Annotated in this window: 10 protein-coding genes; 7 read left to right on the forward strand and 3 right to left on the reverse strand. The window is 62.8% G+C overall.

The window, feature by feature from the left end; all coding sequences use genetic code 11:
• Positions 1-44 precede the first annotated feature (44 nt).
• The 3 genes from prpR to ahpF all read left to right on the forward strand — a co-directional run bounded on the left by prpR (position 45) and on the right by ahpF (position 4522).
• Positions 45-2048, forward strand: a complete 2004-nt coding sequence (gene prpR, locus A3AC_RS0104065; protein ID WP_025597537.1) for a propionate catabolism operon regulatory protein PrpR — start codon at positions 45-47, stop codon at positions 2046-2048.
• Between the two features lie 123 nt (positions 2049-2171).
• Positions 2172-2735, forward strand: a complete 564-nt coding sequence (gene ahpC / locus A3AC_RS0104070; protein ID WP_013341239.1) for an alkyl hydroperoxide reductase subunit C — start codon at positions 2172-2174, stop codon at positions 2733-2735.
• Positions 2736-2929: 194 nt separating this feature from the next.
• Complete coding sequence (ahpF, locus tag A3AC_RS0104075; RefSeq protein WP_025597541.1) at positions 2930-4522, forward strand: alkyl hydroperoxide reductase subunit F; 1593 nt, start codon at positions 2930-2932, stop codon at positions 4520-4522.
• A 206-nt stretch (positions 4523-4728) separates the two neighbouring features.
• Here the strand turns inward: ahpF and A3AC_RS0104080 are convergent, their stop codons facing one another.
• Complete coding sequence (locus A3AC_RS0104080; RefSeq protein ID WP_025597542.1) at positions 4729-5454, reverse strand: pirin family protein; 726 nt, start codon at positions 5452-5454, stop codon at positions 4729-4731.
• Between the two features lie 178 nt (positions 5455-5632).
• Between A3AC_RS0104080 and A3AC_RS0104085 the strand changes: the two genes are divergently transcribed.
• Positions 5633-6523 carry a LysR family transcriptional regulator gene (locus A3AC_RS0104085; RefSeq protein ID WP_025597543.1) on the forward strand — a complete coding sequence of 297 codons (891 nt, stop codon included), beginning with the start codon at positions 5633-5635 and terminating at the stop codon, positions 6521-6523.
• Between the two features lie 61 nt (positions 6524-6584).
• On the opposite strand, the gene A3AC_RS0104090 is transcribed toward A3AC_RS0104085, so the two are convergent.
• On the reverse strand, positions 6585-7601 hold the full coding sequence (locus A3AC_RS0104090; protein ID WP_025597544.1) for a 1-aminocyclopropane-1-carboxylate deaminase: 1017 nt from the start codon (positions 7599-7601) through the stop codon (positions 6585-6587).
• A gap of 157 nt (positions 7602-7758) precedes the next feature.
• On the opposite strand from A3AC_RS0104090, the gene A3AC_RS0104095 reads away from it, so the two are divergent.
• The 3 genes from A3AC_RS0104095 (at position 7759) to A3AC_RS0104105 (ending at position 10492) form a co-directional block, all read left to right on the forward strand.
• Positions 7759-8289, forward strand: coding sequence for an Lrp/AsnC family transcriptional regulator (locus tag A3AC_RS0104095; RefSeq protein ID WP_025597545.1), 531 nt, complete (start codon positions 7759-7761; stop codon positions 8287-8289).
• 175 nt (positions 8290-8464) lie between these two features.
• A complete protein-coding gene (gene msrA / locus A3AC_RS0104100; RefSeq protein WP_025597546.1) occupies positions 8465-9220 on the forward strand; it encodes a peptide-methionine (S)-S-oxide reductase MsrA in 756 nt (251 codons plus the stop codon).
• 375 nt (positions 9221-9595) lie between these two features.
• Positions 9596-10492 carry a MipA/OmpV family protein gene (locus A3AC_RS0104105; protein WP_025597547.1) on the forward strand — a complete coding sequence of 299 codons (897 nt, stop codon included), beginning with the start codon at positions 9596-9598 and terminating at the stop codon, positions 10490-10492.
• 70 nt (positions 10493-10562) lie between these two features.
• Here the strand turns inward: A3AC_RS0104105 and treF are convergent, their stop codons facing one another.
• The gene (gene treF / locus A3AC_RS0104110) at positions 10563-12404 is read right to left on the reverse strand and encodes an alpha,alpha-trehalase TreF (RefSeq protein ID WP_025597548.1); all 1842 of its coding nucleotides are present in this window, start codon (positions 12402-12404) and stop codon (positions 10563-10565) included.
• Between the last annotated feature and the right edge of the window lie 205 nt (positions 12405-12609).

Here is a 12609-nt window from a genome sequence, read left to right on the forward strand (position 1 = left end):
GGACGTTTCATCGCCGTTTTAGCCAGGACCGTCTGGAGCTAGCCTTGCCCACTTTCACGCCGTCCTTGAACAACGCGGACCCGGGCCGGCCGGGCGTCGCACTCGTCAGTATCAGCCGCCTGCAGTCGCTTTGCGAGACTATCGCGCCGCGCTATGCCGGCCGCGCGAGGTTTTTCGCGGTCCACGAAGGCTACGGCGCCGCAGTCACGGCGCTGCAGCGCTATGTGGATGCGGGCTCGGTCGACGTCGTCCTCGCAGCGGGCTCCAATGGCGCTTATTTGAGCGACCACCTGAGCGTGCCGGTCGTCATGGTCAAGGTGAACGGCTTCGACGTGCTGAGCGCAATCACCCACGCCACCACCACGTGGCCGGGTGCGCCTATCGGCCTCGTGCTGCACGAAACGATCTCGCACGAACTTGCCGATCTGGGCGGCTGGTTGAAGGTCAGCCTGACGCAGCGCGCCTACCGCTCGGCCGACGAGGTGAGAGCTGTCGTGAAAAACCTCGCCGACGAAGGCTGCCGGGTCATCATCGGTCCGGGCATGGCTTGCGACCTCGCGCAGCAGACGGGGCTCGCGAGCGTGTTCCTGTACTCGCTCGGCGCGGTGGAAGAAGCGTTCGAGCGTTCGGTCGAACTCGCGCGCGTGAGCCGGCAAAAGGAGTCGAAGCGCGTGCGCCTGAACACGATCGTCGCGCATCTGCGCGACGGCGTGGCCGCTTTCGACGAGGCCGGTCAGCTGGAAGCCGTCAATCCCGCGATGCTCGAACTGCTGGGCCTCGAACGCGATCGCGACGTGTCTGCCGGGCTCGCCCGAACGATCGGCCCGTGGCTGCGCGACGCGCTGGAACGCGGCGGCGCCGTCGACGAGCGTATCCAGCAGATAGGCGAACGCTCGCTGATCGTCAATTGCGTGCCGATTCTCGAGCAGGGCTCGCGTTCGGGCTCCGTCGTCACGGTGCAGGACGCGCTTGTCGCGCAGCGGATCGACCGGTCGCTGCGCACGAGCCAGCGGCCGAAGCATCTGGTCGCGCGGCATCGGCTGGAGGATCTGGTCGGCGGGTCGACGGCACTGGAACGCGTGCGGCGGCTCGCGCGCGCCGGCGCGGCGCATGACGCCACCGTCCTGCTGAGTGGCGAGAGCGGCACCGGCAAGGAGCTGGTCGCTCAGGGCATCCACAACGCAAGCCGGCGGCGCGGCAATCCGTTCGTCGCGTTCAATTGCGCGGCGCTGCCGGAAGGCTTGATCGAAAGCGAGTTGTTCGGCCATGAGGAGGGCGCGTTCACCGGCGCGCGGCGCGGCGGCAAGCCGGGCCTTTTCGAGATTGCGCACACGGGCACCATCTTTCTCGACGAAATCGGCGAGATGCCGGCGTCGCTGCAAAGCCGGCTGCTGCGAGTGCTGCAGGAGCGCGAGGTGATGAAGCTCGGCTCGGGCCGCGCGACGCCTGTCGATGTGCGGGTGATCGCCGCCACGCATCGCGATCTGCATGCGCTCGTCGAGCAGGGCGCGTTTCGTGCGGACCTGTATTTTCGTCTGAACCTGCTTCAGATAGAATTGCCGCCGCTGCGCGAGCGGCGCGCCGACATCGCTCCGCTGGCCCGCCACTTGTTAAGCCGCAGCGCGCGCCAATATGGGTTGTCCGAGGCGGCGATCGAGCGGGTGCTGCGGTTTCTGGCGCCGCTGTTCGGCGGTTATGCATGGCCCGGCAATGTGCGCGAGCTGGAAAATCTGTTGGCGCGCGCGGCAATTTATCTCGACGCCACCGCAGGCAGCGTCAAGGGCGACAGCGGGCCGGATCTGCGCGCGCTTTTCCCCGAATTCGAGCGGATGAAGCGGGAAGGCGGGCGCGACACGCCGGTAAGTGCTGCCACCGCCCAAGCCGCGGCCACGACCCTGGCCGTGCCCGCGCCCCGCGCCACACCGAGCCGCGCCGACGTCCTGAGCGCCCTCGAACAATCTGGCGGCAACCGCGCGGCGGCAAGCCGGGCGCTGGGAATAGGCCGAACTACGCTCTGGCGAATCCTGAAAGCCGACGGCAGCCGATAGCCGGAAGGGTCGGAACAGATAGATTGAATCTATCAATAGAATTAAAACAATCCACTTTACCTATTAAGCGTGGTCTGACATACTGACTCCACTTTCCAACCACTCAGAAAGAGGACTCAGCAAATGCCGATCATCAACAGTCAAGTCAAACCGTTCAAGGCACAGGCTTATCACAACGGCGATTTCGTGACCGTCACTGAAGAAAGCCTGAAGGGCAAGTGGTCGGTTTTCGTTTTCTATCCGGCCGACTTCACGTTTGTTTGCCCGACCGAACTGGGTGACCTGGCCGATCGCTACGCCGACTTCCAGAAGCTCGGCGTTGAAATCTACAGCGTGTCGACCGATACGCACTTCACGCACAAGGCCTGGCACGACACGTCGGACACGATCCAGAAGATCAAGTACCCGATGCTCGCCGACCCGACGCTGGCTATTTCGCGCAACTTCGACGTGCTGATCGAAGAAGAAGGCCTGGCGCTGCGCGGCACGTTCGTGATCAACCCGGAAGGCGAGATCAAGCTGTGCGAAATTCACGACAACGGTATCGGCCGTGACGCGGGCGAACTGCTGCGCAAGGTGCAGGCTGCGCAATACATCGCGGCTCACCCGGGTGAAGTCTGCCCCGCCAAGTGGACGCCGGGCGCTGAAACGCTCACGCCGTCGCTCGACCTGATCGGCAAGATCTAAGGTCTCGCTGGCTCAGTAGCTTCAATCAGCTTCAGAGCAATCAGCTTCAAAGCTTCAGGCAGTAGCGCCTTCGCGGCGCATCAACGTGCGGACCGCTTCATGCAGCGGTTCGCGCGTTCCCGGGCCGCACGCGTTCTATCAGCACGCGTGCGGTGCCGGGAACCCAACACCCATCGTCACGGAATCGAATAGCCATGCTTGATGCCAATCTCAAGACTCAGTTGAAAACATACCTCGAAAAGGTTAGCAGGCCTATCGAGATTGTCGCGTCGCTCGACAACAGCGCGAAATCGCAAGAGCTGCTGGCATTGCTGAACGATATCGCGACGTTGTCGGAACGCGTGAGCGTGGTGGAGCGGCGCGACGACAGCGAACGCAAGCCGTCGTTTTCGATCGGCGAGCCGGGCAAGGACATCGGCATCCGCTTCGCGGGCATTCCGATGGGGCATGAATTCACGTCGCTCGTACTTGCGTTGCTGCAGGTCGGCGGCCATCCGGTCAAACTCGACGACGCGGTGATCGAACAGATCCGCAGTCTCGACGGCGACTATCAATTCGAAACGTATTTCTCGCTGTCGTGCCAGAACTGCCCCGAAGTCGTGCAGGCGCTCAATGTGATGGCGCTGATCAATCCGCGCATCCGCCACGTGGCGATTGACGGCGCGCTGTTCCAGAACGAAGTCGAAGCGCGCCAGATCATGGCTGTGCCGACCATGTTCCTGAATGGCGAAGTGTTCGGCCAGGGCCGCAGCGGCGTGAAGGAAATTCTCGCGAAGCTCGACACCAACGCCGGCGCGCGTGCCGCGAAGGAACTGGAAAAGAAGCCGGTGTTCGACACGCTGATCGTCGGCGGCGGGCCTGCCGGCGCAGCTGCCGCGATCTATTCCGCGCGTAAGGGCATTGTCACCGGTGTGGTGGCGGAACGCTTCGGCGGCCAGGTGCTCGACACGCTCGCCATCGAAAACTTCGTATCGGTCACGGAAACCGAAGGCCCGAAATTCGCCACGGCGCTTGAGCAACACGTGAAGACGTATGAAGTCGACATCATGGACGTGCAGCGCGCCGAAGCGCTGATCCCGGGCCGCATCAACGAGGTGCGTCTCGCGAACGGCGCGGTGCTGAAGGCAAAGACGATCATTCTCGCAACCGGTGCGCGCTGGCGCGAAATCAACGTGCCGGGCGAGCGCGAGTACCGCAATCACGGCGTGGCGTACTGCCCGCACTGCGACGGTCCGCTCTTCAAAGGCAAGCGAGTCGCGGTGATCGGCGGCGGCAACTCGGGCGTGGAAGCTGCAATCGACCTCGCGGGCATTGTGCGCGAAGTGACGCTGTTCGAATTCGGCGCGACCTTGCGTGCCGACGAAGTGCTGCAACGCAAGTTGCGCAGTCTCGCGAACGTCACCATCGTCACGCAGGCGCAGACCACAGAAATTACCGGCGACGGCAAGAAGGTAAACGGGCTCGTCTACAAAGACCTGCGTTCGGGCGAAGTAAAAAAGGTCGAACTGGAAGGCGTGTTCGTGCAGATCGGTCTCGTGCCGAACACCGAGTGGCTGAAGGGCACGATCGAGTTGTCGAAGCACGGCGAGATCGTCGTCGACGCACGCGGCGCGACGTCGGTGCCGGGCGTGTTCGCGGCAGGCGACGTGACCACGGTGCCCTTCAAGCAGATCGTGATTGCGGTCGGCGAGGGCGCGAAGGCATCGCTCAGCGCGTTCGATCATCTGATCCGCAACAGCGATGAAACGGAAGCAGTCAGCGAGGTCGAAGCCGAAGCGGCTGTTTGACGATCAGGCTCGACGAGTAGTGAACGACGGCGGCCCGCGGGCCGCCGTTTTTGTTTGCTCGTCGCGCTGGCTGTATACGGTGCTCATGGTGACGCTGGGTGAGAAACGCGGAAAGCGCCGGCGGAAAACACGCGTAAAAAAGCCGCCCGGTGCAAACCGGGCGGCTTTCAACAACGACACCTGAGGTGATAAAGCGCCAGGCCCGCTTAAGCCCACAACTCCGACACCTCGATGTTGCGGAGGTCGAACACCAGCACCTCGGCGTCATGGCCTTGCGCAAAGGTCAGCGCTTCTTCGCCGCGCACCCGCGCGCCGTCGCCTTCGCCGAGTTCGACGCCGTTCACCGTCACGCTGCCGCGCGCCACGTGCACATACGCATAGCGATTGCTCGCCAGTTCGAGCCGCGCCGTTTCATCGCCGTTAAAGAGGCCCGCATAAACGCGTGCGTCCTGTTGCAACGTCAGCGATCCGTTCGCGCCATCCGGCGACAGCACGAGGCGCAGCGCGCCGCGCTTGTCCTCCGCGCTGAAATGCTGTTGCTGATAGCGCGGCACGGTGCCCTTTTGCGCCGGCGCGATCCAGATTTGCAGGAAGTGCACCGGCTCGCTCTTCGAATGGTTGTATTCGCTGTGCGCGACGCCGGTTCCCGCGCTCATCAACTGAATGTCGCCGGGCACGATCACGGAGCCCGTGCCCATCGTGTCCTTGTGCTCCAGTGCGCCCTCCAGCACGTACGAGAAGATCTCCATATCGCGATGCGGGTGCTTGCCGAAGCCCTGGGCCGGCGCGACACGGTCGTCGTTGATCACGAGCAGGTCGGAGAAGCCGTTCTGCTGCGGATCATGGTAGTGCGCGAACGAGAACGTGTGACGCGAACTGAGCCAGCCGTGCTCCGCGCGGCCGCGTTGATTGGCGTGTCTGATTTCAAGCATCTTTTTTCTCCTGTGGAGGCGGCGCTTGCGGCGTCGTGCTCCTCGTTGGATGCAACTTTCGTTGCGGGGTGATCGGGACTGGGTTGTCTGCGATCCATGACTGGAAGTGTAGGTCAACTTCAGTGCGTATAATCGCTTGTCAATCGGAAAGACCGTCTCATGTGAGTGGACAATCAATATGCAACTCGATGACATGCGCATCTTCGTCGCGACCGTCGACGCTCACAACTTCACCGCCGCAGCCAGGCGCCTGTCGCTGTCGAAGCAGTTCGTCAGCCGCCGCGTCATGGCGCTGGAAGAAGCGCTCGGCGTGCCGCTGCTCGTGCGCAATACGCGCAAGCTCGCCGTGACCGAGCTGGGCCAGGAATTCTACGAGCGGGCCAAGCGCATCCTGAGCGAGGTGGAGGATGCCGAGCAGGCCATGTCGCTGCGGCGCGCCGGGCCGCGCGGCCTGCTAAGGGTCAGTGCGCCGATGTCGTTCGGCATGTTGCATCTGTCGCCGCTCGTCGCCGACTTTTTGCGCGAGCATCGCGACGTGCGCTTCGATATGGAGCTTAGCGACCGGACCGTCGACGTGGTCGGCGAGGGCTTCGACATGGCCGTGCGGATCGGCGTGTTGCCGGATTCGACGCTGATCGCGCAGAAACTCGTCGACGTGAGTTTCGTCGCGTGTTGCAGTCCCGGCTATCTGCGCCGTCGCGGCAAGCTGGCGACGCCCGCCGACCTCGCGCGCCATTCATGCCTGCTCTACGGGCACGGCGGCGTAGTGGCGTGGGAGTTCGCCGTGAATGGCGCATTGAAGAGCTTTGAGGTGCACGGGCCGCTGCGGGCCAATAATGGCGATCTGATTCGCGAGGCCGCCGTGGCCGGACTCGGTATAGTTCGGCTTCCTGATTTTATTGTCGCCGACGCGCTGCGAAGCGGCCGCCTCGTCACCGTGCTTGACGAATTCATGCCGAGTGCGACCGGCGTTTATGCAGTTTATCCGCAGCACCGGCAGAGTTCACTGACGATTCGCGCTTTTGTGGACTTTCTGCGCAAGCATTTGAAAAAGCGCCTGACGGTATGAGTGCCAGGCGGCCGCGGCCCGAGATTCAAAGAGAATCCCCGGCCGCCGCGTGATTGCATTTTCAGCCGTCACGGAAAATAAAACTGTAGCCATTCAACGCGGGCACGCCGCCAAGATGCGCATAGAGCACGCGCGAGCCTTCAGGAAACTCGCCGTTGCGTACCATCTCGATCATGCCGTGCATCGACTTGCCCTCGTACACCGGATCGGTAAGCACGCCTTCGAGGCGCGCACACAAGCGGATCGCCTCGAGCGTGCCTGCATTGGGCAGACCATATTCCGGGCCGCCGAAGCGTTCGTCGAGCACCACGTCCTCTGCAGTGATGTCACGCCCCAGGCCGACTTTCTCGGCGGTTTGACGGGCGATTCGCGTGATCTGCTCGCGGGTTTGCGTGGGCTTGGCCGACGCGTCGATGCCGATGACGCGATCGGCGCGGCCGTCGGCGGCAAAGCCCACTACCATGCCGGCTTGTGTGCTGCCCGTTACCGAGCAAACGACGATGTAGTCGAACCTGAAGCCGAGCTCCGCCTCCTGCTGACGCACTTCCTCGGCAAAGCCGACAAAGCCGAGGCCGCCGAGCGGATGGTCCGAGCAGCCGGCCGGGATCGCATAGGGCTTGCCGCCGGCGGCGCGCACGCTTTCCAGTGCGTCTTCCCAGCTTTTTCTAAAGCCGATGTCGAAGCCGTCCGGCACGAGGCGCACATCGGCGCCGAGTATGCGCGACATCTGTATGTTGCCGACGCGGTCATACACCGCGTCCGAATAGTTGACCCAGTTCTCCTGCACGAGCACGCACTTCATGCCGAGATGCGCGGCGACCGCCGCGACCTGGCGCGTCTGATTCGACTGGATGCCGCCAATGGACACCAGCGTGTCGCAGCCTTGCGCGAGCGCTTCGGGAATCAGGTATTCCAGCTTGCGCGTCTTGTTGCCGCCAAACGCGAAGCCGCTGTTGCAATCCTCGCGCTTCGCATACAGATGCACTTTGCCGCCAAGATGATCACTCAGGCGCTTGAGCGGCTGGATCGGCGTCGGTCCGAAAGTCAGCGGGTAGCGGGGAAAGCGTTGCAGGTTCATGGCATCTCCGTGGTCGATGTTCGGCGCGGGCAGGGGCCCCGCGTTCAACACATGGTAGAAAAAACAGCGGGAAATGAGCTTGCGAAGAAAATGCTTCCGGCGTAATTTCCGTAGTACGGAAACCGGCTTCAATTATTTTTAGTTTGGCATGACACCTTTGAACAAAACGAAAGTGCGCCGCACGTCGGCAACTCCCGCTGCCCGGGCCGTTGCAGCGCCCGGCTCGCTTGAGTCGCTCGACCGCATCGACCGCGCGATCCTGCGCCAGTTGCAAACGGACGCGTCTATCTCGAACGTCGCGCTCGCTGCAAAAGTAAAGCTCAGTGCGCCGGCCTGCTTACGGCGTGTCGAGCGTCTGAAGGAATCCGGCCTGATTCGCGGCGTGGTCGCATTGATCGACCCGAAGTCGGCGGGTGCGGGCATGCTGGTGATCATCGGCGTGGTGCTCGATCGCTCCACGCCCGAATCGTTTGCCGATTTCGAAAAAGCCGCGCAGAAAGTGCCTGGCTGCATGGAGTGCCATGTCGTGACCGGCGAGTTCGATTACTTCATGACCATTCGCACGCGCGATAGCGACAGCTTCAACCGTCTGCACGCTGAGCAGTTGCTGTATTTGCCAGGGGTACGGCAAATTCGCTCGTTCATGGTGCTCAAGGAAATCCTGTCGACTACGCGCTTTCCGCTTTGACTTTGTCTCGCACTGCCTGCGTGGGCCTGCGCGAAGCGGGAAACGCGCGCATGCTGTCATTAATGCCGCGTTCGCACGACCAACATCCGGGGCCGTTCGCGTCGGGCAACAGGTGCACAGACACTCGTGAACCGAACGGTATCGCTCTCGTGCAGGTGCAATCAGGACGGACATCATGAACATCGAGAAATGTATCGACAGTAAGCGCTCCGACTCGCGCGCGGCGCGGCGTTTTCCCGGCGGCGGCCTGGGTGCGCTCGCGCTGCTGCTCGGGCTGCTTCTTGCGCAACGCACGGCGTTTTCATCGGAAGACGCGGTGCCTATTGCGCCGCCCGCGCTGGATGAGCCAGTGGCCGCAGCATCGGCTCACGAAGAAACCGCGGTGTTTGCGGGCGGCTGCTTCTGGGGCGTGCAGGGCGTGTTCCAGCATGTGCGCGGCGTGAAGCAGGCCGTGTCGGGCTATTCAGGCGGCCAGCGGGATACCGCGCATTACGAAACAGTGAGCGGTGGTGCAACCGGCCATGCGGAATCGGTGCAAGTCGCGTTCGACCCCGCCCAGGTCACCTACGGGCAGTTGTTGCAGGTGTATTTCTCGGTGATTCACGACCCGACACAGCTTGATCGTCAGGGCCCCGACAGCGGTCCGCAATACCGGTCGGCGGTGTTTCCATTGAACGACACGCAGCGGCGAGTCGCGCAGAGCTATATCGCTCAGCTCGATAAGGCGCATGCATTCGCGGCGCCCATCGTGACGAAGGTGGAAGGGTTCAAAGGCTTTTATCCGGCCGAGTTCTATCACCAGAACTATCTGACGCAGCATCCGAACTCCGCATACATCGCGCTCAACGACATGCCGAAGGTCGCCAACCTGAAGCGCCTGTTCCCCAATCTGTACCGTGACAAGCCGGTGCTCGTTCCAGTGGCGCAATAAGGCCCCCTGCTTCATGCCGCTGGTGCCTTCGACCGGCGCCGCGCCGCGCGGCAGTAGCCGCATGCTGCGGTGTCAGCGGCGCTTTGTCGAACGGTCGAAGCACGCGTCGAGGCTTTAGGCCCACATCTTGCACCAGCAGCTCCGTCGGCAAAACTTTCGTGTTGTCTGTACTGACGAATACCGCAGTGGAAGCTTGTGCACAGCCGCAGGCGGAGGTCGCGCAGTAGCGGGTTTTGCCGGGCAACGCGTGCCGTTTCTGAAAAACTTACATGCTGCGGGTGGCAACGCGGCACTCGCCGGGTCTCTTTGCGTGAAGCGCGAAGAGTCGGGCGAGAAACGTAACCCTCATCGCGATACGCGAGATCGGAGGCATTGGTGTTCAACAGCCGTAGAAAGTGGATCGGGAAGATCCGCAATAAACAAACAGGCATCGCGGCGACTTCCTTGACGGCGCTCGCTGTTGGCGGCATCGCCGCGCTACCGGGGACGGCGCAGGCGCAAACTCCTTCGCCGCTGGGCGAATGGCAGTACTCGGTCGGCATCCCGCTGCAAAAGATCTGGCAGCCGACCATTCCCGACTGGCAGTTGCGCATTGGCGCCGCGACGTCGTTCCAACCGCGCTACGAGGGCTCGGACCGTTATCATCTGATGACGGGACCGAGCATCGACGTGCGCTATAAAGATCTGTTCTTCTTCTCGAGCGGCGAAGGTCTCGGGGTCAACTTCGCGCAGGGGCAGAACTGGCGCGCGAGCCTCGCAGCGGTCTACGACCTTGGTCGTCGCGGCCACGACGATCCGCAGGAACTGAACGGGCTCGGCAATATCAACCCTGCTCCGGGCCTCAAGCTCTCAGGGGAATACGTGGTATCGAAAGACTTTCCGTTGGTATTGCGCGCGGACGTGCGCCGCTATTTTGGTGGCTCCAATGGATGGATCGGCGATTTTGGCGCGTATATGCCGATGCCGGGAAGCTCGAAGAAATTCTTCTGGTTCGCCGGCCCGAATGTGACGCTCGCCGACTCCTCTTATATGAACAGCTGGTTCGGCGTGAATCAGAATCAGGCGGCGCATTCCCAGTATCCGCAATATCACGCAAGCGCGGGCTTCAAGTCGGTGGGCTTCGGCATCAGCGCCGTGTGGCTGTTCGACAAGCACTGGTTTGCCACTGCCGACGGCGCGTTTCAGCAGCTAGTCGGCAGCGCGGGGAATAGTCCGGTCACGCACCGCAAGGCCAACGGCGTGGCGGACATATCGATCAACTACCGGTTCTGAGCGGAGCATGACATAAGCGTAATCGCCACGGTTACGTAATGATCACGCAAAGCTCGCGTAACCGCCGCGATTACGGATTCGCCGGTGCGCCTTGCAGCCGGTGCGTATTTTTCGGCGCCGCCGCGGCGGACGCCGCCGCGGCCGATACGCCCGCCGGGCCTGTGGGAATATCGCTCGGACGCGAAGTACTGACCGCCTGCGGATAAAGCGCGAGCAACGTACGCAATACGCCGTTGGTCCAGCCGAATCCGTCTTGCAATGGATATTCGCCGCCGCCCGCGGACACGCCCGGCGAGGCGGCATCCACATCGTATTTTTCAACCAGCTTGCCGGTGTGCTGATAATAGGAGACGTTGGTCCTGATCCAGCGCGTCGCGATGGTTTGCGCGAGCGCGGGTTCGCTGTAACGGCGCAAGCCAATTACCGCGAGATACTGCAGCGGCGCCCAGCCGTTCGGCGCGTCCCATTGCTGGCCGCTCGCAACCTGTGTGGTGGCGAGGCCGCCGGGGCGCAACAACTCGCGCTGCAAGGTTGCCGCGACGGCTTTGGCCTGCTGCCGGCTGGCGACGCCCGTATAGAGCGGATAAACGGTGGCGGCAGTCAGCTTGTGTGTGAGCGTGCGATGCACGAAGTCATAGTCGCCGAATGCCTGCAATTGCGAATCCCACAGCACGCGGCGAATGGTGTCGGCGCGGGTAGCGGCGCGCTGCGCCATGTTCTCCGCATGCGTGACGTCACCGCGCATGCGGTACGCCTTGGCAAGCGCGCGTTCCAGATCCACCAGCAGGCAATTCAGATCGACGGGCGCGAGCGACGTAACGTCGAGGGAGGCGAGCGTCTTGCCGTCTGCAAACCAGCGCGAGCTGAAATCCCAGCCGGTTTCGCCGCCCGCCCGCAGATTGCGCCACAAGTCCTCGGGATTGCGTTGCGGCGTTTGCTGCGAACTCTCGACGTCCTCGCGATACGACTCGTCGCGCGGCGCCGCACGCTCGTCCCAGTAACGGTTGAGCAGCGTGCCGTCCGCGAGGCGCACGACATGACGGCTCGCATGGCCGGCGGCGAGGCCCTCGCTGCCGTTCATCCAGTATGCGTATTCGCGTTGCAACTGGGGCAGGTATTGGGCATACACGGCGTCGCCGTCCTTGTCGGCCACGAGCCGCACCATCTGTGCAAAGAACGGCGGTTGCGAGCGGCTCAGGTAGTAAGTACGGTTGCCGTTCGGAATGTGGCCGTAACGATCGATCAGGGCTGCGAAGTTCTTCAGGGCGTCGACCACCAGGGCGTGACGTCCGCTCGCTTCCAGGCCGAGCATGATGAAGTACGAGTCCCAGTAATAGATTTCGTCGAAGCGGTCGCCCGGCACGATGTACGGATCGGGCAGCGGCAGCAGCGACGACCAGCGGCTGGCAGTGGAGTCCGGCTCGCGCCGCAAGACGGTCCACAGCGTATCGATATGGCTCACGACGTCCTCGTTCGGATCGGACACATAGCTTTTCGACGCCCTCGCAGGCAGCGCGAAGTTACGCTTGACGAAATCGCCGAGATTGAAGCCCGGCTGCTGCTTCGCGCTCGCATAATTTCCGGCAATCTGCGATGGCGGCTGCAGCGGCACCATGTCGGCGAAAGTCTTGCTGTCCGGAAAGAGGTGAGCGAGCTGCACGTCGCGATAGAGCTCGGGGTATTGCTCGGATGGCGGCAACGGCACAACCGGGGACGCCTGCGCGGGCGGCTCGACATGCACCGCGACATGCGTGATGCCGCTTGTCGTGCTGCTGGCTGTGCCGCTTGGCGGTGGGGCTGCATCGGCATCGGCAGCAAAAGCAGCGGCTGTCAAAGACGCATGCACAAAGAACGCGGCAATGAGCGCACTGCGCAATCGCACTCGGATTAAAGCGGAGGCGTTATCGGTCATCGGCTAAACCAGGTTGAGGAGGGCTGAATGGATGAGCGGGACTGCATTGTCCGCATGATTGACCGCAGCCGGTCCGCCAAAGTTGCGCGAGTCTTTGCACGCCTCGCGCAGCGAGGGGAAACGGTGCTCGCACGCGCAACAGGCAGGACCCGTCAGGTATGATTAAGCGCTTGCGTAACCACGTACGAAAACACACGAAAACGCG

The sequence above is a fragment of the Burkholderia sp. WSM2230 genome, from assembly GCF_000472445.1.
In the GTDB taxonomy this organism is placed as follows: domain Bacteria; phylum Pseudomonadota; class Gammaproteobacteria; order Burkholderiales; family Burkholderiaceae; genus Paraburkholderia.